General features: G+C 64.6%; 20 protein-coding genes and 1 pseudogene. 12 read left to right on the top strand and 9 right to left on the bottom strand.

Features of this window, described 5'->3' with window-relative positions:
* Positions 1 to 68: 68 nt before the first annotated feature.
* Both ACTS1Z_RS10530 and ACTS1Z_RS10525 read left to right on the top strand, forming a co-directional pair.
* The gene (locus tag ACTS1Z_RS10530) at positions 69 to 557 is read left to right on the top strand and encodes a GAF domain-containing protein (RefSeq protein ID WP_442624476.1); all 489 of its coding nucleotides are present in this window, start codon (positions 69 to 71) and stop codon (positions 555 to 557) included.
* Positions 558 to 695: 138 nt separating this feature from the next.
* Positions 696 to 1,889 carry an RcnB family protein gene (locus ACTS1Z_RS10525; protein WP_442624415.1) on the top strand — a complete coding sequence of 398 codons (1,194 nt, stop codon included), beginning with the start codon at positions 696 to 698 and terminating at the stop codon, positions 1,887 to 1,889.
* A 134-nt stretch (positions 1,890 to 2,023) separates the two neighbouring features.
* Here the strand turns inward: ACTS1Z_RS10525 and ACTS1Z_RS10520 are convergent, their stop codons facing one another.
* Entirely contained in the window at positions 2,024 to 2,479 is a 456-nt protein-coding gene (locus ACTS1Z_RS10520; protein WP_442624414.1) for a universal stress protein, read from the bottom strand.
* Positions 2,480 to 2,585: 106 nt separating this feature from the next.
* On the opposite strand from ACTS1Z_RS10520, the gene ACTS1Z_RS10515 reads away from it, so the two are divergent.
* The 7 genes from ACTS1Z_RS10515 to ACTS1Z_RS10485 are packed head-to-tail and all read left to right on the top strand — an operon-like array spanning position 2,586 to position 9,483.
* Positions 2,586 to 3,041, top strand: a complete 456-nt coding sequence (locus tag ACTS1Z_RS10515) for a hypothetical protein (protein ID WP_442624413.1) — start codon at positions 2,586 to 2,588, stop codon at positions 3,039 to 3,041.
* 29 nt (positions 3,042 to 3,070) lie between these two features.
* Positions 3,071 to 4,405, top strand: coding sequence for a pyruvate dehydrogenase complex dihydrolipoamide acetyltransferase (locus tag ACTS1Z_RS10510; protein ID WP_442624412.1), 1,335 nt, complete (start codon positions 3,071 to 3,073; stop codon positions 4,403 to 4,405).
* Between the two features lie 16 nt (positions 4,406 to 4,421).
* Positions 4,422 to 5,054: an NADPH-dependent F420 reductase gene (locus tag ACTS1Z_RS10505; protein WP_442624411.1), complete on the top strand. Its 633-nt coding sequence runs from the start codon at positions 4,422 to 4,424 to the stop codon at positions 5,052 to 5,054.
* Positions 5,041 to 5,487 (top strand): endonuclease domain-containing protein, encoded by a 447-nt coding sequence (locus ACTS1Z_RS10500; protein WP_442624410.1) that lies wholly within the window; start codon positions 5,041 to 5,043, stop codon positions 5,485 to 5,487. The genes ACTS1Z_RS10505 and ACTS1Z_RS10500 overlap by 14 nt, the downstream gene beginning before the upstream one ends.
* Positions 5,488 to 5,501: 14 nt before the next feature.
* Positions 5,502 to 6,902: a dihydrolipoyl dehydrogenase gene (lpdA, locus tag ACTS1Z_RS10495; RefSeq protein WP_442624409.1), complete on the top strand. Its 1,401-nt coding sequence runs from the start codon at positions 5,502 to 5,504 to the stop codon at positions 6,900 to 6,902.
* Between the two features lie 19 nt (positions 6,903 to 6,921).
* Positions 6,922 to 8,142, top strand: a complete 1,221-nt coding sequence (locus tag ACTS1Z_RS10490; RefSeq protein WP_442624408.1) for an APC family permease — start codon at positions 6,922 to 6,924, stop codon at positions 8,140 to 8,142.
* 60 nt (positions 8,143 to 8,202) lie between these two features.
* Positions 8,203 to 9,483: a Xaa-Pro dipeptidase gene (locus ACTS1Z_RS10485; protein ID WP_442624407.1), complete on the top strand. Its 1,281-nt coding sequence runs from the start codon at positions 8,203 to 8,205 to the stop codon at positions 9,481 to 9,483.
* A gap of 24 nt (positions 9,484 to 9,507) precedes the next feature.
* Here the strand turns inward: ACTS1Z_RS10485 and ACTS1Z_RS10480 are convergent, their stop codons facing one another.
* On the bottom strand, positions 9,508 to 9,951 hold the full coding sequence (locus tag ACTS1Z_RS10480) for a bactofilin family protein (RefSeq protein ID WP_442624406.1): 444 nt from the start codon (positions 9,949 to 9,951) through the stop codon (positions 9,508 to 9,510).
* Complete coding sequence (locus ACTS1Z_RS10475; protein WP_442624405.1) at positions 9,926 to 11,083, bottom strand: M23 family metallopeptidase; 1,158 nt, start codon at positions 11,081 to 11,083, stop codon at positions 9,926 to 9,928. Before ACTS1Z_RS10475 ends, ACTS1Z_RS10480 begins: the two co-directional genes overlap by 26 nt.
* Before the next feature lie 151 nt (positions 11,084 to 11,234).
* On the opposite strand from ACTS1Z_RS10475, the gene ACTS1Z_RS10470 reads away from it, so the two are divergent.
* Both ACTS1Z_RS10470 and ACTS1Z_RS10465 read left to right on the top strand, forming a co-directional pair.
* Entirely contained in the window at positions 11,235 to 12,194 is a 960-nt protein-coding gene (locus tag ACTS1Z_RS10470) for an aminotransferase class IV (protein ID WP_442624404.1), read from the top strand.
* Positions 12,191 to 12,919, top strand: a complete 729-nt coding sequence (locus ACTS1Z_RS10465; protein WP_442624403.1) for an HAD family hydrolase — start codon at positions 12,191 to 12,193, stop codon at positions 12,917 to 12,919. The genes ACTS1Z_RS10470 and ACTS1Z_RS10465 overlap by 4 nt, the downstream gene beginning before the upstream one ends.
* A 9-nt stretch (positions 12,920 to 12,928) precedes the next feature.
* Here ACTS1Z_RS10465 and ACTS1Z_RS10460 read toward each other — a convergent pair whose 3' ends face one another.
* The 6 genes from ACTS1Z_RS10460 to ACTS1Z_RS10435 form a co-directional block, all read right to left on the bottom strand.
* Complete coding sequence (locus ACTS1Z_RS10460; protein WP_442624402.1) at positions 12,929 to 13,792, bottom strand: alpha/beta hydrolase; 864 nt, start codon at positions 13,790 to 13,792, stop codon at positions 12,929 to 12,931.
* Positions 13,793 to 13,816: 24 nt separating this feature from the next.
* The gene (locus ACTS1Z_RS10455) at positions 13,817 to 15,103 is read right to left on the bottom strand and encodes a serine hydrolase domain-containing protein (protein ID WP_442624401.1); all 1,287 of its coding nucleotides are present in this window, start codon (positions 15,101 to 15,103) and stop codon (positions 13,817 to 13,819) included.
* A 70-nt stretch (positions 15,104 to 15,173) separates the two neighbouring features.
* On the bottom strand, positions 15,174 to 15,752 hold the full coding sequence (locus ACTS1Z_RS10450) for a uracil-DNA glycosylase family protein (RefSeq protein WP_442624400.1): 579 nt from the start codon (positions 15,750 to 15,752) through the stop codon (positions 15,174 to 15,176).
* Between the two features lie 96 nt (positions 15,753 to 15,848).
* Positions 15,849 to 16,337, bottom strand: coding sequence for a hypothetical protein (locus ACTS1Z_RS10445; RefSeq protein ID WP_442624399.1), 489 nt, complete (start codon positions 16,335 to 16,337; stop codon positions 15,849 to 15,851).
* A gap of 141 nt (positions 16,338 to 16,478) precedes the next feature.
* The gene (locus ACTS1Z_RS10440) at positions 16,479 to 18,884 is read right to left on the bottom strand and encodes a TonB-dependent receptor (RefSeq protein WP_442624398.1); all 2,406 of its coding nucleotides are present in this window, start codon (positions 18,882 to 18,884) and stop codon (positions 16,479 to 16,481) included.
* A 155-nt stretch (positions 18,885 to 19,039) separates the two neighbouring features.
* The gene (locus ACTS1Z_RS10435; protein WP_442624397.1) at positions 19,040 to 20,302 is read right to left on the bottom strand and encodes an amidohydrolase family protein; all 1,263 of its coding nucleotides are present in this window, start codon (positions 20,300 to 20,302) and stop codon (positions 19,040 to 19,042) included.
* A gap of 338 nt (positions 20,303 to 20,640) precedes the next feature.
* Here ACTS1Z_RS10435 and rpsL point away from each other — a divergent pair.
* A pseudogene (rpsL, locus tag ACTS1Z_RS10430) lies at positions 20,641 to 20,794 on the top strand (30S ribosomal protein S12); the annotation flags it as partial.

Below are 20,794 nucleotides of genomic sequence, written 5' to 3'. Positions count from 1 at the left end.
AAGGTTGAGTCTGACAGAAAGAATCCTCAGATATGCGGATATCCGAAACAACCGGGTTGCGTATGATCATGCATGAGTTCGCGATATCCGAAGCGGCCGACAAGCCTTCGCTCTATGCCGACCTCCATTCGGCGCTTGATGGGCTGACCGCCGACGAGCCCGACGCCATCGCCAATATGGCGAATGCGGCGGCGCTGCTGTGGGAATATCTGCCGGACATCAACTGGGCGGGTTTCTATCGCCTGATCGGCGACGAACTCGTGCTCGGCCCGTTTCAGGGCAAGGCCGCCTGTATCCGGATCGCGATGGGTGCGGGCGTGTGCGGGACGGCCGCGGCGACGCACGAAACGCAGCTCGTAGATGATGTCGAGGCCTTTCCCGGCCATATTCCCTGCGATGCCGCGTCGGCGTCCGAGCTGGTCGTACCGATCGTGGTGGAAGGGCGGTTGATCGGCGTGCTGGACATCGACAGCCCGTCCAAGGCGCGCTTCGATGCCGACGATGCGGCCGGATGCGAAGCGCTGGTCGCGTTGATCGGGCCGCGCGTCGCCGGCTGACGGCCGCGAACTGCCTCAAATCGGGACAGAATGGCGCATAGCGCGGCGTGGCGCGGTCCCGCCAAAACTGTTAAGAAATCGTGAACGCCCGGCGCGCGACGCGTTTCGGGGGCGAATGACAGTGGGAAGGGCAAAACCATGCGTAGCTTAGCTTTTCTGGGCCTATTGATGTCCGCGGCGATGATTCCGGGCGCCGCACAGGCGCAAAGCGACTCCGGCGCTTCGACCAACACCGGTGTCGCCATGGCGACCCAGGCCATGCGCGGCATGCGCGGGCATCGCGGCGGCACGCGCGTCTGGCACGGCGGTGGCGGCCATTATGTCCGGGGCGGCGGGCATCGCTTTTACGGTCACCGCGGCGGGCATCGCTTCTATGGCCATCGGGGCGGGCATCGCTTCTTCGGCCATCGCGGCGGCACGCGTTTCCATCGCGGTACGCGCTTTTTCGTCGGCGGTTTTCTCCCGCGCTACTTTCTCGCGCCGCGCTATTATGTCGTGAACTATCCGAGCTACGGCCTCGCACGGCCCGCCTACGGCCATCGCTGGGTCCGTTATTATGACGATGCCTATCTGGTCGACGAGCGCGGCCGGATCGCGGATCACCGCTACGGCGTCTCCTATGACGGACGCGGCTATTATGGCGGCGACCATCGCTATGACGGCCGGTATCGGGACGGCCGCTATTATGACGACCGGTATCGGGACGATCGCTATTATGACGACCGCCGGCGCGGAGACGACGGCGCGGCGGCCGTTGGTGCCGTTGCGGGCGGCATCATCGGCGGCATCGCGGGCAACCGGATTGCGGGCCGCGGCAACCGCACCGAAGGCACGGTCATCGGCGGCGCGCTCGGCGCGATAGCCGGCGGCGCGATCGGCAGTGCGGCCAGCCGGTCCGATCGCCATGACGACCGGTATCGGGACGATCGCTATTATCGCGACCATGGCCATTCCGAGCATCGCCATTCCGAACATCGGCGCTACGGCCACGAACATTCGGACCATCACGGCGATCACCGGCGCGGCGGTTATTATGACAGCAACGCGCCTGTGCCCGAATATGTCGGCGATGGCGATTATTATCCGCCGGCCGCGCCCGGCTACAGCGTCGATTACGATTATGACTACCGCCATGACGACCGGATCGTCTCGCCGCCCGCGCATCACGCGCCGAGCGTGCGGACTCACGTTACCGTCAACGGGGTGACGACCCATGCCACGCAGCACGCCCATGGCATAACGCAGAGCGCGACGACCAATATCGTCGTGCATCCGCAGCCGACGACGACGTTCATCGAAGAGGAAGTCGAATATATCGCGCCGCGCCACTAAGGCCATTGGAGCGTATCGTCACACGGCTATAGCTGCTGATATCCGCCTTCCGCTTGGGGGAGCGAGAGGGCAGAAGGGCGGCCGGGAGCGATCCCGGACCGCCCTTTTTCGTGCGGTGTCCCCGATAGCGGCGCTTAGCCGAGCCGCTCCAGCTCCTCGAAGCTCAGGCCGCCCGGCACGACGATAACCGGACAGGGCAGTTGCCCGGCGACGGTGCCGGCGAAATGCGACACGAGCGGCCCCGCCGGCCCCTCGGCCGCCGCGCCCAGCATGATGCCGGCGATATTCTCGCTCTCGTCGATCGCTTCGCGGACCATCTTGATCGGATCGCCTTTCTTCACCTTGATCTCCGGCTGGACGCCGGTCGTTTCGACCAGCTCGCCCGCCGCCTGCGCGACGGCCGCCTCGGCGCGCAGCCGTGCCTCCTCCTCGAACGTCGCCTCGACCGCCGCCCAGTTGACGAACTCCTGCTGCGGGATCAGCGACACGATCTCGACCGTCCGGCCGAGCTTGATCGCGCGCACGGCCGCATAGTGCAGCGCCGTGCGCGCCTCGGGCGTTTCGTCGATGACCACGAGATAGGTGCGCATCCTCTTCCGTCCCCCTGTTCGCGGCGAAGACTGATCGAATATCGCCGGTCTGGCAAGCCGGGCGCGTCGTCCGGGCTGTTCGCGGGCACCGTTCGCGGCTAAGGCGATGACCGTCGGTGCGGCCAAGGGGAGGGACGGCATCATGCGCAACGCGATATTCTGGATCGTCGCCATATTGGCGCTCCTGTGGAACGGGTTCGGTCTCTACGATCTCTACATGACGCTGACCGTCAATCAGGCGTATCTCGCCCAGTTTCCGCCCGAAATGCTGGCGATGATCGAGGATTTCCCCGAATGGCGCCGCCTGATGTGGACGACGAGCGTCTTTCTGGGCGTGATCGCCGCTATATTGCTGCTGCTGCGCAAGCCGATGGCGGAACGTGTATTCTGGGCGACGGCCGTGCTGATGGCGGCCGGGTTTCTCGGCTACGATCTGCCCTTCGGAAATGGCATGGAAGCCTATGGCACGGGCGGCGTCATATTCTCGTTCGTGCTGATCGTCATCCAGGTCGCCTTCGCCCTTTACGCGCGCTGGGCTGCGCGGCATGGGTTAATGCGCTAGACGCTGCGCTTCGGAGCCGAGGAACCGCCATGCCGATCGAACTCAAAATGCCCGCGCTTTCGCCGACGATGGAGGAAGGGACGCTGGCCAAATGGCTGGTGAAGGAAGGCGACGAGATCAGTGCCGGCGACATCATGGCCGAGATCGAGACCGACAAGGCGACGATGGAGTTCGAGGCCGTCGACGAGGGCGTCTTGGCGAAGATCTTGGTGCCCGAAGGCACCGACGAAGTGGCGGTCGGCGCGGTGATCGCGATTCTTGCCGAGGAAGGCGAGGACGTCGAAGAAGCCGCCAAGGCGGATGTCGGCAGCGGCAAGCCCGCGGAGCCGGCGCCCGCACCGGCAGCATCTGAGCCCGAACCCGATCCGGAAGACCCGAACAAGACGGATGATGACACTGCTCCGGCCCCGGTCGCGCCCGCGCAGGATCACGGCAAACCCGCGCCGGACACCAAGGCCCCACCAGCACCCGCCGAGGATGGCGAACGCGTGAAAGCCAGCCCGCTTGCCCGGCGCCTTGCCGAACAGAACGGCCTCGACCTCACGGCCCTTTCGGGCAGCGGTCCGCACGGCCGGATCGTCAAGGCCGATATCGAGGCCGCGCTCGAAAGCGGCGTCGGCAAGGCGCCGGCCAAGGAAGCGGCGGCTGCGCCCGCCGCGCCGGTCGATACCGATATCCCGCATGAGGCGATCAAGCTCTCGAACATGCGCAAGACGATCGCCAAGCGGCTGACTGCTTCGAAGCAGGAGGTGCCGCACTATCGCCTGACGCTCGATTGCCGGCTCGATGCGCTGCTCGATCTGCGCAAGGAGCTGAATGCGGGCCTCGAAGCGCGCGGGATCAAGCTCTCGGTCAACGATCTCCTGATCAAGGCGCTCGGCGCGGCGCTCGAACAGGTGCCCGATGCGAACGTCTCCTTCCAGGGCGATCAGCTGCTCAGATACAGCCGCGTCGACATCTCGATGGCCGTCGCGATCGAGGGCGGTCTCATCACGCCCGTGATCGTCGATGTCGGCGGGAAGACGCTGTCGCGCATCGCCACGGAATCCAAGGAGCTCGCCGAAAAGGCGCGCGACGGAAAACTGCAGCCGCACGAATATCAGGGCGGTACAGCTTCCATCTCCAATCTCGGCATGTTCGGCATCAAGCATTTCGATGCCGTCATCAATCCGCCCCAGGCCATGATCATGGCGATCGGCGCGGGCGAAAAACGGCCCGCTGTCATCGGCGAGTCCCTGCAAATCGCTACGCTCATGAGCGCCACCGGCAGTTTCGACCATCGCGCCATCGACGGCGCGGTCGGCGCCCAGCTCATGCAGGCGTTCCAGCAGCTGGTGGAAAACCCGCTGGCAATGCTGGCGTAGCGCAAGGAGATGGGCGATGAAGATAGCGGTAATCGGCAAGGGCCGGGTCGGTAGCGTATTGGGACCGGTGTTCAGCAAGGCCGGGCATGAAGTCGTCTACGGCGTCCGCAATCCGGCGGACGATAAGTACGACAATGGCGACGAGATTCCCCACGACACGACCGAGGGCGCTGCGCAATGGGGCGAGGTCGTCATCCTCGCCGTGGACTGGGGCGCGGCGGAAAGCGCGCTCGCCCAGTGCGGCGATCTGAGCGGCAAGATACTGATCGACTGCACCAATCCGCTGACGATGACCGAGAAAGGCCTCGAACTGGCGCTCGGCTTCGATACCTCGGCGGGCGAGATACTGGCCGGGCAGACGGATGCGAAACTGGTGAAGACACTGAACCAGGTCGGCTCGCCGGTCATGGCGAAAGCGCATGATTTCCCTCGTCGACCGATCCAGTTCGTTGCTGGCGAGGACGCGGAGGCGAAAACGCTGGTCAGCAGCCTGCTGCGCGATATCGGCTTCGAGCCGATCGATTATGGCGGCATCGAGAACGCTCGCAAGATGGAACCGCTCGGCATGGTCTGGATCGACCAGGCGTTCCAGCACGGGATGGACCCGGAAACGGCGTGGCATTTTATGAAGCTAGATGGCGGACAATAATGATCCCTCTCCCCTCGCGGGAGAGGGAGGGGCCCGCACGCGCGAGCGTGTGGGAGGGAGAGGGGGCGCAACACGCGCCCACGCCAAAGCCATGCGCTCCGATCAAACGGCAGCCGAAAAACGGCTATGGTCGATACTGCGCGCGAAGCGCCTCGCCGGTTTCAAGTTCAAACGGCAGGTTCCTGTCGACCACTACATCGCCGATTTCGTGAGCTTCGAACGCCGCCTGATCATCGAAGCCGACGGTTCGCAACACCTAGACAGCGCGTCTGACCAAACGCGTGATGCCTATCTCGAAGGCGAAGGGTTTCGGATATTGCGGTTTTGGAATAGCGATATTCTGAAAAATCCGGATGGGGTTGCAGAAGCCATTCTCGCTGCGCTCGAAACCCCTCTCTCCCAACCTCTCTCCCGCAAGGGGAGAGAGGAGTAGAAGGGGCGTAAGTTATGGCTGACCAATATGATCTCATCATTCTCGGCTCCGGGCCCGGCGGTTATGTCGCGGCGATCCGGGCGTCGCAGCTCGGTATGAAGGTGGCGATCGTCGAGCGGGAATTGCTCGGCGGTATCTGTCTCAACTGGGGCTGCATCCCGACCAAGGCGCTGCTGCGGACGAGCGAGATCTATCATTATATGAGCCATGCCGATGCCTATGGGCTGAAGGCGGACAATCCTGGTTTCGATCTCGCCAAGGTCGTCGAGCGTTCGCGCCAGGTGGCCGGGCAGCTCAACCGGGGCGTTACCGGTCTTATGAAGAAGAACAAGGTCGATGTGCATGAAGGCTTCGGCGCGATCACGGGCAAAGGCAAGCTGAGCGTCAAGGCCGAGGACGGCAAGACCACGGAGCTGACGGCGAAGTCGATCATGATCGCGACCGGCGCGCGCGCGCGCGACCTGCCCTTCGCCAAGGCGGACGGCAAGCGCATCTGGACCTATCGCCACGCCATGGTGCCCGAGGAAGTGCCATCCAAGCTGCTCGTGATCGGTTCGGGCGCGATCGGCATCGAGTTCGCCAGCTTCTATTCCGATCTCGGTGTGGAGGTGACGGTCGTCGAGATGCTCGACCGCATCCTGCCCGTCGAAGATGAGGATGTGTCGAAACATATGCTAAAGACGCTCAAGAAGCAGGGCATGACGATCATGACCGGCGCGGGCGTCGAAAAGCTCGAGGCCGGGACGAAATCGGTGAAGGCGGCGATCAAGGATGCCAAGGGCAAGGTGACGGAGAGCGAGTTCAGCCACGCCATCGTCGCCATCGGCATCGTGCCGAACACCGAGGATATCGGCATCGATACGCTCGGCGTGAAAACGGCGAAAAACGGCCATATCGAGGTCGACGGTTTCGGCCGGACCAATGTCGACGGCATTCTCGCGATCGGCGATGTGACGGGCCCGCCCTGGCTCGCGCACAAGGCGTCGCATGAAGGCGTGATCGCGGTCGAAAAGCTGGCCGGGAAGGATCCGCATCCCTTCACGACCGACAATATTCCGGGCTGCACCTATTCGCGCCCGCAAGTCGCTTCGGTCGGGCTGACCGAGGCCAGGGCCAAGGAAGCGGGGCACGAGGTGAAGGTCGGCAACTTCCCCTTTATCGGCAACGGCAAGGCGATTGCGCTCGGAGAGGCCGACGGTTTCGTCAAAACCGTGTTCGACGCGAAGACGGGCGAGCTGTTGGGCGCGCATATGATCGGCGCCGAGGTGACGGAACTGATCCAGGGTTATGCCGTGGCGCGCCAGCTTGAAACGACCGAGCAGGAACTCATGCACACCGTCTTCCCGCATCCGACGCTCAGCGAGATGATGCATGAAAGCGTGCTCGACGCCTATGACAGGGTGCTGCATATCTGACGCCTGATCCGGAGGAGGCATGGCGGAAGAGACCGAGCAGAAACTGGCCCGTGTGGTCTCGCCGAACATGCTGGCCATCTACAGCCTCGCGACGATCCTGGGCGCGGGTATTTATGTGGTCATCGGTGAAATCGCGGGCGAAGCCGGCCTGCTCACGCCCTTCGCCTTTCTGCTTGCGGCCGTCGCGGCGGGCTTCACCGCACTCAGCTATGCCGAGCTGGGCGCGCGCTATCCGCAATGCGGCGGCTCGGCCGTCTATGTGGATACGGCATTCAACCGGCGCTGGCTGACCTGGATTACCGGCTGGGCGGTGATCGCCACGGGCCTCGTCTCGGCGGCGACGATCGCCACGGGCTTTGCGGGCTATCTGACCGCCTTTGCGCCGATCCCGAAGGACGTCTCCATTCCGCTCCTGATCGCGGCGCTTACCGCCATCGCGGCCATCGGCATCCGGGAATCGGTCTGGTTCATGCTGTTGTGCACGGGCGCGGGGATATTGGGTCTGCTGATCGTGATGGTCGTCGCCGGGAGCAACGTCGTCGATTATCCGGCGCTGGCGGCGCAAGGATTTTCGGCAGGCGGCGGATGGGCGCTCGGCGTCCTGCTCGGCAGCTTTCTCGCCTTTTACGCATTTATCGGGTTCGAAGATCTGGTGACGCTCGGCGAAGAGGTCGAGGATGTCGAGCGGGCCCTGCCCCGCGCCATTATTATCGCACTCGGCGTTTCGCTCTTCTTCTATGTCGCGATTGCCATGGTGGCGGTTTCGACGCTCACCCCGGCAGCGCTCGATGCGACCGGCGCGCCGCTCGTCGAGGTCGTGCGCGCGAGCGGTTATGACGGCAATTTCCTCGCCGTGCTCGGATTGCTCGTGATCGTCGATGGCGCGCTCGCCCAGATCGTCATGGCGGCGCGCATCGTGCACGATCTGGGCGAACGGCGCGGCGGGGCGCCGCGATGGCTCGCGCGTGTCAACGTCAGGACCCGTACCCCGGTCCTCGCGACGGTGCTGGCGGGGACGACGATCCTCGCGCTCGCCCTGTTCTTCCCGACCGGTACACTGGCAGGCGCGACAAGCTTCATTACGCTGTGCGTGTTCGTTGCGGTCAACGCGGCCTTGCTGCGTCTGAAGCTGACCGGCGAGGCGCGGGGCAAGGGTATCGTCAGCTATCCGGTACTCGTGCCAATTGCCGGCCTGCTGTTCAGCCTCACCCTGATCGCCGGCCAGATCGCCTTTGGCTGACATCGCTCGACGGCGGCCGGCGCCTGTTGCATAGACGGGCGAAATTGCCGGAGAAACGCCATGATCCTTCGCTGGTTGCTAGCGCTCGCGCTGTGCGCCCTGCCGATATCCGCCCAAGCGGAAACGCTGGTCGTCACGGCCGACCGCATGATCGACGTGCTCGAAGGCCGGACCGTCGACAATCCCGTGGTCGTCATGACCGATGGACGCATCGTGTCCGTATCCACGGGGGACGTGCCGGCCAATCTGCCCGAAGATGCCGAGCGGCTCGATCTTCCGGGGATGACGATCCTGCCCGGCCTGATCGACATGCATGTCCATCTCACGACGACGCCCGAGATCGGCGGTTATCGGCGGCTCGAATATACGGACAGCTTCTGGATCACGCTGGGCGTGCCCAATGCGCGCGCGATGCTCGAATCCGGCTTTACGACGGTTCGCAATGTCGGCGCGCCGGACTATGCCGATGTGGCGCTGCGGCAGGGTATCGAGAGCGGTTTCTATCCGGGGCCGCGCATCGTGGCGGCTACGCGCGGTTTCGGCGTGACCGGCGGGCATTGCGATATGAACGGCCTGCCGCCCTCGCTCGTCCTGCGTGATGGCGAGCGCGGCGTGAACGGGCCGGAGGCCGTGCGCCTGCAGGTCCGCGAAAACCGCCGTTATGGTGCGGACCTGATCAAGATCTGCGTGACGGGCGGTGTCTTCTCGCGCGGCACCGAGGTCGGCATGCAACAGATGACCGAAGAGGAGGTGCGCGCGGCGGTCGAGGAGGCGCATATGCTCGGCATGCGGGTGGCGGCGCACGCCCATGGCAATGCCGGCATCCGCACGGCGATCCGCGCCGGCGTCGATACGATCGAACATGCAAGCTATCTCGACGACGAGACGATCCGCATGGCGATCGACCGTGGCACCTTTTTCTCGATGGATATCTACAATACCGAATATACGCTGAGCGAGGGCGAGGCGAACGGCGTGCTCGAGGAGAATCTCGCCAAGGAACGGCAGGTCGGCACGATCCAGCGCGAAAGCTTCCGCCGCGCCGTTGAGCTCCGCGCCCGCCATGTGTTCGGGTCGGACGCCGGCGTCTATCCGCATGGAACGGGCGGACGGCAATTTGCGCGGATGGTGCGGTTCGGGATGACGCCGCTACAGGCGATCCAGGCGGCTACCGCGAATGCGGCCGAAGCGCTGGACCGTACGGCGGATGTCGGCGCCATCGCGCCCGGGCGCTACGGTGATATCATCGCGGTAGACGGCGATCCGCTCGCCGATATCAGCGCGCTTGAAGACGTGGACGTTGTGATCAAGGGCGGGGCGGTCGTTTCCGACCGCCGCTGATCGGTTTGGCGGCGCCGAGCTGGTTTAGCCGACCGTCGCCTGCGAGGGTTTCGGCGCGGCTGCGTCGGCGGCCTTCTCGTCGACCAGCTTGAGCGACGGGTCCTTCGGCTCGTCCTTCTTGAGCGTGCCCGCGCTCTTGTGCCGGAAGCTGCCTTCGACATGGCCGCCGGTTTCGATACTGAGCTTCTCGTAGGTTACGTCGCCGACAACCTTGGCCGACGCTTCGACGATCAGCTCCTTGGCGGTGATCGATCCTTCGACACGCCCGGCGATGCGGGCCTGCTCTGCGCTGATCGCGCCCTTGACGGTGCTGTTATTCGCCTGGACCAGCGTCGCGCAGCGGATGTCGCCATCGACGCGCCCGTCGACATGGAGATCGACCGAGGCGTCGATATCCCCTGTGACGGTCACGTCGGAACCGATCACCGAGAAGGTCGAGCGGTTATCCGCGCTCGAGGGGATTGCCATTTCTTCGTTCTGCGACGGATTGGATTTCGAGAACATCGCGATCTGCCTCCAATAGGGGCCGGGGGTTCACCGCGCGGCCGTTGATGCGCACCTCATAGTGCAGGTGGGTGGCAGTCGAGCGGCCTGTGCTGCCCATTCTGCCGATACGATCCCCCCGATCGACTTGTTCGCCGACTCGCACATCTATAGCAGAAAGATGTGCGTATCGCGTTACGACGCCCGCGCCGTGATCGATTTCGATCGTCCGGCCATAGCCGCCCTTCCAGCCCGCGAAACGCACCCGGCCCGGGCCCGTGGCGAGAATGCCCTGGCCGTGGCTGCCGCGGAAATCGATGCCGTTATGCATGGCGCGCCCGCCGGTAAACGGATCGCGGCGCAGGCCGAACGGGCTTGTCATCGAGCCATAGGCCGTGGGCTGGGCGGACGGAATTGCGCGCAGCGAGAGTTCCATCACGGCAAGGCGGTTGAGCGCGATTTCCAGATCCGCGATCTCGCTGTCGATCGCCCCGTCGAGCGTCATCGCCGTGCGGATCGGGCGGAGCGGACCACCCTGTGCCTGGCGGCTCATGAGGCGCGGGTCGAGGCCGAACTCGCGAATGGCCGCCGCAGTCTGCTGCGTGCGTTCTTCCACCGCGGCGCGGAGCGCACGGGCGAAGGCGACCTGCTGCCGTTCGAGCGCTTCGAGCGCGGCGGCTTCCGGGATCGCGGCGCTGCTCTCGTCGGCAGTCTCGCCATCCTCGCCGGTTTCGGTTTCTTCGATATCCAGATTGCCGAAATGACGGCGGACCAGCGCGTCGAGCACCGCCTGGCGCCGTTCGACGCGCGCGACCTGCTCCTCGACGGAACCGCGATAGGCGGCGACCCGCGCTTCGGTTTCGATGACCTCCTGTTCGCGTTCGTTAAGGGCGATTCGGTCGCTTGCACCCTTTACCTGCAGCCCGACCATCACGAGGGTGAAGGTCAGCCAGCCCAGCGCGGCGAGCGCGGCGATGCTGACGACCCTGATCTGTAACTTACTGGATATCCTGAAAAAACGGAGCTTGCCGCCGGAGCGGATATGCAGCTCATGATCAGGAAAAAGGCCCTTGAACCGGGTCCACAGACCCGGGCCTTCCTTTTCAATTTTCGACACGTGCGACCCTGTGAGTTGAAATTTCTGCAAGCGCGCTAGCAATAATATGACGGGATCGCGAATCTATCGAACCGGGGCGCGATGAATCGTTTGGGAGTCGGGTCGAATCGACGGAACGGCGGAAAACGGACCCGTAACAAGGCGCTTTTTCTTGGAATCACAGGCCAACGCTGCCAATAGCGCGGCCATGGGCAAAGGCACGCACGATTATCGCGAAGATCCGCGCAACGCGGATATTCTCATCAACGTCAACGGCGAAATCGTGCCGCGCGCGGAGGCCCGCGTGTCGGTGTTCGATTCCGGTTTCATGCTGGGCGACGGCGTCTGGGAGGGCCTGCGCGTCCATCAGGAGCGGATCGCCTTTCTCGATCAGCATCTGGACCGGCTCTACGAGGGCGCGAAGGCCATCGACATGGATGTCGGCATCGATCGCGATGCGCTCGAGCGCAGGCTCTATGAGACGCTCGACGCGAATGGCGATAGCGAGGGTGTGCATATTCGCCTGATGGTCACGCGCGGCATCCGTTCGACGCCCTATCAGGACCCGCGCGTCGTAATCTCGCCCGCCACGATCGTGATCATTCCCGAATATAAGGAGCCGCTGCCCGCGACGGTCGAAAAGGGCATCCGCCTCTTCACCGTCCATGTCCGGCGTGGCGATCCCGCTGTGCAGGACCCCAAGCTCAATTCGCACAGCAAGCTCAACTGCATCACGGCCTGCATCCAGGCGGCCAAGGCCGGGGCGGACGAAGCGCTGATGCTCGATCCGCACGGTTTCGTCGCGACCTGCAATTCGACGCATTTCTTCATCGTGCGCAAGGGCGAGGTGTGGACGTCGAGCGGCGATTACTGCCTTGGCGGAATCACGCGCGGCACGGTGATCGATCTCTGCCGCGAGGCTGAAATCCCGGTGTTCGAGAAGAATTTCTCGCTCACCGATGTCTATGGCGCGGACGAGGCGTTCGTGACCGGCACCTTCGCCGGCGTCGTGCCGGCGACCGAGGTCGACGGGCGCGTGCTGACCGACGGACGCGGCCCGATGGTGGAGCGCTTGCAGCAACTCTATTCCGCTCGACTGGCGACGGATACGGCGGCGCGCTCCCGCCCATGACGATCCGGATCGCGATGTGGTCGGGCCCGCGCAATATCTCGACCGCCATGATGCGCAGCTTTGGCAGCCGGGCCGACTGCCATGTCAGCGACGAGCCCTATTATGGCGCCTATCTGAAGGACACGGGCTTCGCGCATCCGATGGCGGACGCGATCATCGCGGATATGGATTGCGACTGGCGGTCGATCACGAAAACGCTGAACGGCGATCCGCCCGACGGCAGTGCGATCTGGTATCAGAAGCATATGCCGTCCGAAATGGTCGGGCCGGTCGATATCGGCGATTTGAACGCGCACCGCCATGCGTTTCTCATCCGCGATCCCAAGCGCATGATCGCGAGCTATGCGAAAAAGATGGAGGCCGTAACCTTCGAGGATATGGGGCTCGAGCGCCTGCATCTCTATTTCCGCATGGAGGCCGATCGCCTGGGCAAAGCGCCGCCTGTCATCGAAGGCGCCGATATCCTCGATGCGCCCGGTCCGATGCTCGAGGCGCTCTGCAAGGCGCTCGACATCCCGTGGTACCCATCAATGCTGCACTGGGAACCCGGGCGGCGCGATACCGACGGCATCTGGGCGCCGCACTGGTACAACCGGGTCGAGGCGAGCACCGGTTTCGAGGGCGACGATCGCGGACCGGTGCAACTGCCCGACGAATATCGCGCGCTCTACGAACGCTGCCGGCCGCATTACGAGGCGCTCAGGGCGCACAAACTCACCGCCTGACTGCGTCCGTCAGTCGGCCTCGCAGGCCGGTTTGCTCTCCCAGCTCGCAGTGCCTTCGAGCGATATCTCGTCGACCTGATCGTTTTCCAACGCATCGACCCATCCCTCTATGAGCGGCTGGATCAGGCGGAAATTCGGCCGATGGCGGACGCCTTCGATGATCGCCAGTGCAGCCAGTGAACAGGTCGCGCGATAGAGCCGCCGTGAATTCGCCGGTTCGACATAGGTATCTTCGGCGCCATGAATGAGCAGCAGCGGCTCATCGACGCGGGCGAGCGCGACGATGCTTTCCCAGCCATCGGGAATGAGCAGCTCGCTGTAGAAAGGCGCGGCCTCGGCAAGATCGCTGAACGTGCCTAATGTGATCACGCCGTCCAGCACTTCGCGCGCGGCAAGCTGGATGGCGACCGCGCCGCCCAGCGAATGCCCGAACGCGTAGACACGGCCGTCCCCGCCTGCCCGCGCGCGCGCCAGGCGGTAAAAGGCTTGCGCATCCGCGATCAGCCCGCGCTCGTCGGGCGATCCCCCATTTTCGCTGAAGCCGCGATAGGAGGCGACCAGAACGCCGCTTTCGCCCTCGGCCAGCCGCTGGACATAGCCGGCCATCCGCCCCGCATTGTCGCGCCGGCCGTGCAGGACGAGAATGATGTCGGAGGTGCCCGCGTCCGGCGCCCAATAGAGGCCCGTGAGCGCGATGCCGTCCGCTGTCGTGACGCTAATGCGCTCGGGCGCGGGGCCGGTCCAGTCCGGCGTGCTGATCGGTCCGACGGGCGGTGCGTAGAGCTGCTCGCGGGCGAATTGCGCACAGCCGACCTGCGCGCCCAGTGTTCCGACGCCGAGCAGGATCAGCAGCAACAGTTTGAAGCGTCTCATCGGGCCCGGCTAACCATGGCAAGCTTAACCCGCACTGTCCGCCGCGCGCGTCGCGGCTTCGGGATCGATCCAGTTGGCGTCCGGCAGGCCGTAGAGCTGGTCGAAGATATCCATGGGTATGCCGAAAGGCCGGCCAGTCCCGGAGTTCCAGAGGACCGCCACGCCGCTGCGCAGCGCCGGATCGATCATGATCATCGCCCGATAACCGCGCACCGCGCCGCGATGCGTAAGGACCGTATGGCCCGCATAGTCGTACACGCGCCAGCCCAGCGCATAGCGCGTGTTCGAAATCCGCGCGGCATAGCGGCTGTTCCGCCGGTCCTCGCGTTCGGTGCGCACGACGGGCCGGTGGACGGTCGCGAGTATGGAGGGCGGAATGATGTTCGGCGCGCCGTTGACCTGCGCGCGCATCCAGATCGCGAGATCGCGGATCGATCCGTTGACGCCGCCCGCGGCGGGTACGCGGTAATAGGGTTCGACGACCGGCACCTCCTCGCCCGTGCCGCTATGGCTGAGCGCCCAGCTCGGGCTGTCGAACAGGCCCTGGCGCGAGATGCTGGCCGTGCGCATACCGAGCGGCTGGAACAGGCGGCGCTGCACGGCCGCCTCATAGCTTAGCCCCGTGACATCTTCGACGATCTCGCTCGCCGCGTCGAAACCGACATTCTGGTAGCGGAAACAGGTGCCCGGCGGGCAGGCGACCCGGTGGCCGGCGAGAGCAGTACGCAGCGTGTAGGGATCCTCGTCCGCTTCGAGCCGGTTGTCGAGCGCATTGCGTTCGATGCCGAGGCGATGGGAGAGCAATTCCGCGATCGTCACCTCCATCTGGCTCGAGCCCGGCAGCCGAAGCGACGGGGCGAAGCGCGATACGGGCGCGTCGAGGCTGAGCGCGCCGTCGCGTGCGAGCAGGGCGATCATCGTCGCCGCGACGCCCTTGGACAGCGAAGCCCATCGGAACACCGTGTCGATCGACACCGGATCGCCGCTTTGGTGTACCGTCTCGCCATAGCCGCGGGCGAAGGTGATCTCGCCATTTTCCATGACCGCGACGGCGAGGCCGACCATCGCATCGTCTTCCATCAGCGCGGCAATCCGGCGGTCTATCTCGTTATAGTCGATCAGGCCGGACCGCGGGTCGACCGCGGATATCTCGCCTGGCGACTGTGCGGCATCCGGCGCGGGCGCATCGAGCGCGATCGATACGCCCTCGCTGACCGCCTGGGACGGGAAGGGCCCGCTGAGCACAGGCGCCATCGCGAGCACGCCGAGGGTTACGAACAGCAGGGTCAGGGGCAGGGCGAGCCGGTTCATTTTTCGCGCAGCCTGATGGCAGATTAGTGCAAGGCGGGATAGCGTTTATTGTCCGCAGGATAGCCGGTGCCTAAGCCGACAGGGCGGCCTGCACCCTTTCGCGAAGTGCCGGGATCAGGGCTTCCCCGAACCAGGGATTTTTGGAGAGCCAGATATTGTTGCGCGGGCTCGGATGGGGCAGCGGCATGGTCGACGGGCCGAAATCGCGCCAGTGGCGGACCGTCTCGGTCAGCGTCTTGTACGGCATATCGAGATGCCAGCGCATCGCATATTGGCCGATCACGAGCGTCAGGCGGAGGTCGGAAAGCTCGGCGAGCAATTTCGCGCGCCAGGTTTCGGCACAGACAGGCGGGGGCGGCAAGTCGCCTGATTTACCCGTGCCCGGATAGCAAAAGGCCATGGGCAGGATGGCAACATGCTGGGCATCATAGAATATGTCCCGGTCGACGCCCATCCAGTCGCGCAGCCGCTCGCCGCTCGCATCGTCGAAGGGGATGCCGCTCGCCTGCACTTTCCGGCCCGGCGCCTGTCCGGCGATCAGGATGCGCGCCGATCGATGGGCCTGCAGCACGGGCCGGATCGGATCGGGAATCGTGCCCTCGCAAAGGTTGCAGTCGCGAACAGAGGGAAGCAGGGCGTCCAACGTCATTCGTTGACCTTATCCGATCGGCATCGATGGGGGCAAAATGCGGCCTTCCCGTTGGAGAGCAGGAAGGCCGCGAGGGGGACTGCCAGGGGAGAGCAGTCAGAAACTGAACCGGATGCCGATCTGCGAGGGGGAGGGATCGGTGTGGAAGGCGTCGACCTCGGAAAAGCCGGTATTGCCGAAATCATGATCGTCGGTGGCACGTCCGGCGAGCATGATCGTCCGGCGCGGGCGGACAATGTCGATGCCGTCGCCAATCATGATGTCGCCAAGCCGCGCTTCGGCGATGCTGAACCGGTCCAGCATGGCGAGCCGGGGCGTCGGTGCGGTCCGGTTGGCCGCTGGCGCGGCCATCGGCGATCCCGTCGGCAGGACCGTATGCACGGGCCGTTCCTCCAGGCCGAACTCGGCGCGCCGCCCGGCATCCCTCATCGCTTCGCCGAGCGAAACGCCGCGCATCGTTCCGCTGAGCTCGGCGACCGCGCTGCTACCGGCGCCGGTCTGGGCCAGCGCGGGTCCGGTAGCCGTCAGAGTCGCGCCGATCGCAGCCGAAGCGGCGGCCGCGGCGAAAAGAATATGCTTGATCATCGTCTGTCTCCTGGTTCCGGCCCGACGAAGCATCGGCGCGGTCACACAGGAATTCGTGACATCCGGCCCCGACGTTACGGCCGGACCCGCAAAGCTTTTCGCTTACAGTGACCGAGTTTTTCTATCCGCGGGGCGGCGGCATCAGAAACGCATGCCGATCTCGATGCCGTACAGCCCCGGTTCGCCGGCGATGAAGGTCGGCGTGCCGAACGCGCCGCCGGTATTGCCCGCATCGATCAGATACTCCTCGTCGAACAGGTTGCGCGCGAAGCCGACAATCTCGTAGCGGCCGTCGTCGAAGCTTACCCCGCCGCGCAGATTGACGAGCACATAGCCGTCCTCGCTGAGGAGCTGCGTATTGGGCACTTCGAAGAAGACCCGGCTCTGATAGGTGATCGTCGGCGTCAGGAAGAATTCGGTGCCGTCCGCGATATCCACATTGAACTGCGCGCCGCCCGACGCCGAATGTTCGGGCTGCAAGCGGAAACGGCTGCCGACGAACTGCGTCGCGCCGCCCGCCGCCGGGGCGTCGATCTCGGCATCGATATAGGCGTAATTGGCGAAGAGGCGGAGTTCCGGGACGACCTGATAGGCGGCCTCGATCTCGACACCGAAGTTGCTCGCTTCGCCGGCATTGACCGGGACGATCTGGCCCGTGCCCTCCTCGAAGAAGCTCGTCTGGAAGTTGGAGTAATCCTGGTAGAAGACGCCGATCGACCCGAAAAAGCCGTCGATATCGGCCTTGATGCCGCCTTCATAATTCCAGACGCGCTCGGCAGCGACGAGCGTGACGTCCGGCACGGTGCCGGCCGGCGTGGCAAGCGCGCTCAGGTCGATGACCGGTGCGCGGCGGCCGCGCGAGACGGTCGCGTAGATATTCACCTGATCGGTGATGCGATAAAGCGCGTTGAAGCGCGGCAGCCAGGCGTCGAACTCGTCTTCGGCGGCAAACGTCCCGCCGCCCGTGTCCGCCGCGCCGAGCAGCGAAACCCCGGGCGCACCGAGGCCGGCGAAGATCACGCTGCCCGGCTGGGTGGCACGGTAGCTCGAGCGCCGTTCTTCATAGACGTAGCGCAGGCCGGCCGTGAGCTCGAAATCGCCGAGGATCAGCGTGCCGTCGGCGAAGACCGAATAGCTGCTGTTGGTGCCGCCATTCTGGAACACGCTCTGATAAGGCAGCACCGTGGCCGCGCCGCCGGTGAGCAGCGCGGTGGCGAGCGAGGCGTTCAGCGTGCCATCGGCAGCGACGCACGGATCCGCACCGCCGAGGGCCGCCGAAAGGTTGGCCTGGATCGGCGCGAACGCTCCGAACGGCGCGCAGGCGATATAGGTGCCTTCGTCGGTCGAGAAGGGCACGCGCTGTGTCCCCTCCTCGTGGAAGATGTTGAAGCCGGCGAACCCGCGGAGCATGTCGCCGTCATAGGTGATACGGGTTTCGTGGCTCATTTGTTCGCCCCGGGCGTCCTCGGCGAATTCGAGATAGAAGAGCGCCGAGCCGTCAGCATCGAAGGTTTCGAGGCTGTCGAAGCGGCGATAACCGGTGATCGAGGTCAGCGACAGCGTGTCGGTGATCGGCGCGTTGAAGGTCAGGCTGGCGTCGAACACCTCGCGCTCAAGCCCGAGCTCCCGAATGCCGAGCACGGTCTCGCTGAACGGCGAGCCGCCCAGTTCGGCAAAGCTGAACGGGCTGGTGTCGCCGCCGGTCGGCGGGATCGATCCCGATTTGAACGCCGTGCCGATGTTGCGCTGCTGCTCGTAGGTGAGGATCAGGTCGATCGTACTGTCGTCGGTCGGGAAGATACGGAGCGATCCGCGAATGCCGAACTGCTCGATGCCGTTGAGATCGTTTTGATCGATGCCGACGATCTGTTCGCTGGCCGTGCCCGGTTCGCCCGCGATATTGCGGATATAGCCGTCGCGCTCCTTATAGACGAACGCCAAGCGGCCGGCGATATCGTCCGACCCACCGTTGATCATGCCGTTGAGCTCGATCGCGTCGTAATTGCCGTAGGAGGCGGAAAAGGCCGCGCTGAGATCGGGCGTCGGCCGCGCGGTGACGACCGAGAGCGCGCCGATCGTTGCTGCGGTGCCAAACAGCGTCGCCTGCGGGCCCTTAACGACCTCGATCCGCTCGATGTCGAACAGGTCGAAATAGGAGCCGCGCGAGCGCGAGACGTCGATGCCGTTATAATAGATGGTCACGCGCGGCGCGATTTGGGCGCTGCCGGAATCCGATGTGATGCCGCGGATGACGAAGCCCGGATTGTTGGCGCTTTGCTCCTGGATGTTGAGGCCGGGCACGAAGGCGGAGAGCTCGTCGAATTCGTCGATACCAATATTTTCAAGCGTTTCGCCGGAATAGGCGGTGACTGTCAGAGGAACGTCCGTGATCGCTTCCTCGCGTTTCTGCGCCGTCACCACGATCGGCGCATTGGTCGCCATCGTGTCCGCCGTCGCCGCGCCCGTCGCCGAGCCTTGGGCCAGCGCGGCCGTGCTGGAGGTGCCGAGGATGAGGGCGATGAATGCGGGACGGGCTGTGCGGATCATGGACATGGCTCTTTCTGTTCGAGGGGAATGGACGGACGGAGGCCGCCGCGAACAGGATGATGCCTAGACGCCAATTGATGCGTTTATGTTGCAGTGCAATGTCGGTTTCGGGACAGTTGCGAAGGCGCGAAGCCGGTGGCACGCGCAGGCCGTTTCTACTCGCTCGCGCTTGGCGCCGGATCGAGGTTCAACAAGCGACCGTCTTTGATGCGCAGCGTAATCCGTTCGAGCGCGGACCAGTCTTCGAGCGGGTTCGCGCCGAGCACGAGGAAGCTCGCCTCATATCCATCGTCCAAGGCGCCGACGCCGCGGGTCGGGAAAACCGTACGTGCGCAATTCTCGGTCCACATCGCGAGCAATTCGCGTGGCGAGAATATGCCAAGCGCACGCAAATACTCCGCCTCCGCACGGCTGTCGGCATCGTAGAGGTCGCTGCCGATGGCGAGCGTGACGCCGGCGTCGTGCAGCAGGCGGAGGTTCGCGCGCTGGGCTTCCTGGATGGCGGCGAACAGGTCCGCATCCTGCTCGCGCATGCGTTCCGCCAGCACGGCCGTGGTGTGTACGGCGATATTTCGTTCGGCCGCCCGGGCGGCAGCATCCGGCGCTATCCGTTCCACCGACCGGCGGCCAGGTAGATGGGCGATGACGTCCACGCCGATATCGACGGCCAGCGCGAAATCGGCGGCCGTTTCTATATGCGCGACCACACGCAGGTCATGTGCATGCGCCCGCGCCGTTATTGCACGCGCCAGATCCGGATGCAGGCCGCGCTCTCCGGCATAGTCGGTATCTTCGGGCGCAGCATCGTGCGCGTCGGCCTGCATGATGAAGATCTTGATGAAATCGGGGCGGAAGCTCAACGCGATCGGCCATATCCGGTCGAGATCGTCCGCCGTGCCGACCGCAAAATAGGCATGGTCGGCCAGCGTGTCGCGGGTAAAGCCCGGATAGGCTCCGAAACCGAGCAACCGTTCGCGCAGCGGGATCGGGTGCGCGCCCGGCGCGGTTATCCCGCCATTGGCGAACTGCACGTCAACGCTGTCCGGCCGGTTGAAATTCCGCCGCGCAACGCCCGTATATTGCGGAAAGTTGCTCAATATCCCGACATAATAGATGCCGGCGTCGAGATAGCGGTCGATGACTTCCTGCTCGTCTTCGTCCCCGCCGAGATTATGGTTGTGCGCTTCGCACAGCGGCGGGATCACATGGCCGCCTTGCAGGTCGATCACCGTGTCGACCCGATCCGGCGTCGCTGAGGTCAGCCGTCCGCGATCCGCATAGACCGTCCGTGTGACGAACGCGTCGCCGTCGAACCATCGGCCGTTCGTGAATTGAAAGGTCGGCGCAGGCTCGGCCGCCGATGCCGCAGTTGCCGCGACAACGCCGAGCGAGATCAGCAAGCGGGACAAGACCTTCACGCGCATCGCTCCTGTTCTGACCGGCAAGGCCAGTGTAAAAATCGTGCGATCCGTGGTCAAACGTGTCGCGGCGATTTCGACGGACGAGCACCATTGACCGGGTGCCGGGCCGTCGCTATATCGCCGCCCGTGCCAAGGATCGGTGGTGGGGGTTCAACCCAGACGCGATTCGCTTAAGGTACGAGAGCTTGAACATTGCCATTGGCGTGTATGGGGCCTTGCGGAGCCGTTCGCGGTTACCGGAAGGCCTTTGTGCGTTTCCGGCTTCCGGCGAAACCGGGTTCGGAACATGCGCGGCGTGCCCTTGGCAAAGTAACTGAATAAAGGTGAAGGGCTTCATGCCAACGATCAATCAGCTGGTCCGCAAGGGCCGCAAACCCGAACGCACCAAGTCGAAGGTGCCCGCGCTCGAAGCGAACCCGCAGAAGCGGGGCGTCTGCACGCGCGTCTATACCACGACCCCGAAAAAGCCGAACTCGGCTCTGCGCAAGG

This window comes from Parasphingopyxis sp., assembly GCF_052168295.1.
In the GTDB taxonomy this organism is placed as follows: Bacteria; Pseudomonadota; Alphaproteobacteria; order Sphingomonadales; family Sphingomonadaceae; genus Parasphingopyxis.
Note: the sequence above shows the minus strand (reverse complement) of the source record. Positions and strands in the feature narration are given on the sequence as shown.

What these genes read in the sequence shown, in the direction of transcription:
- lpdA (WP_442624409.1), top strand. Translation starts at nt 5,502, where the DNA reads ATGGCTGACCAATATGATCTCATCATTCTCGGCTCCGGGCCCGGCGGT.
- ACTS1Z_RS10440 (WP_442624398.1), bottom strand. Translation starts at nt 18,884, where the DNA reads ATGATCCGCACAGCCCGTCCCGCATTCATCGCCCTCATCCTCGGCACC.
- ACTS1Z_RS10520 (WP_442624414.1), bottom strand. Translation starts at nt 2,479, where the DNA reads ATGCGCACCTATCTCGTGGTCATCGACGAAACGCCCGAGGCGCGCACG.
- ACTS1Z_RS10505 (WP_442624411.1), top strand. Translation starts at nt 4,422, where the DNA reads ATGAAGATAGCGGTAATCGGCAAGGGCCGGGTCGGTAGCGTATTGGGA.
- ACTS1Z_RS10530 (WP_442624476.1), top strand. Translation starts at nt 69, where the DNA reads ATGCATGAGTTCGCGATATCCGAAGCGGCCGACAAGCCTTCGCTCTAT.
- ACTS1Z_RS10485 (WP_442624407.1), top strand. Translation starts at nt 8,203, where the DNA reads ATGATCCTTCGCTGGTTGCTAGCGCTCGCGCTGTGCGCCCTGCCGATA.
- ACTS1Z_RS10450 (WP_442624400.1), bottom strand. Translation starts at nt 15,752, where the DNA reads ATGACGTTGGACGCCCTGCTTCCCTCTGTTCGCGACTGCAACCTTTGC.
- ACTS1Z_RS10455 (WP_442624401.1), bottom strand. Translation starts at nt 15,103, where the DNA reads ATGAACCGGCTCGCCCTGCCCCTGACCCTGCTGTTCGTAACCCTCGGC.
- ACTS1Z_RS10515 (WP_442624413.1), top strand. Translation starts at nt 2,586, where the DNA reads ATGACCGTCGGTGCGGCCAAGGGGAGGGACGGCATCATGCGCAACGCG.
- ACTS1Z_RS10500 (WP_442624410.1), top strand. Translation starts at nt 5,041, where the DNA reads ATGGCGGACAATAATGATCCCTCTCCCCTCGCGGGAGAGGGAGGGGCC.
- ACTS1Z_RS10465 (WP_442624403.1), top strand. Translation starts at nt 12,191, where the DNA reads ATGACGATCCGGATCGCGATGTGGTCGGGCCCGCGCAATATCTCGACC.
- ACTS1Z_RS10525 (WP_442624415.1), top strand. Translation starts at nt 696, where the DNA reads ATGCGTAGCTTAGCTTTTCTGGGCCTATTGATGTCCGCGGCGATGATT.
- ACTS1Z_RS10510 (WP_442624412.1), top strand. Translation starts at nt 3,071, where the DNA reads ATGCCGATCGAACTCAAAATGCCCGCGCTTTCGCCGACGATGGAGGAA.
- ACTS1Z_RS10445 (WP_442624399.1), bottom strand. Translation starts at nt 16,337, where the DNA reads ATGATCAAGCATATTCTTTTCGCCGCGGCCGCCGCTTCGGCTGCGATC.
- ACTS1Z_RS10480 (WP_442624406.1), bottom strand. Translation starts at nt 9,951, where the DNA reads ATGGCAATCCCCTCGAGCGCGGATAACCGCTCGACCTTCTCGGTGATC.
- ACTS1Z_RS10490 (WP_442624408.1), top strand. Translation starts at nt 6,922, where the DNA reads ATGGCGGAAGAGACCGAGCAGAAACTGGCCCGTGTGGTCTCGCCGAAC.
- ACTS1Z_RS10460 (WP_442624402.1), bottom strand. Translation starts at nt 13,792, where the DNA reads ATGAGACGCTTCAAACTGTTGCTGCTGATCCTGCTCGGCGTCGGAACA.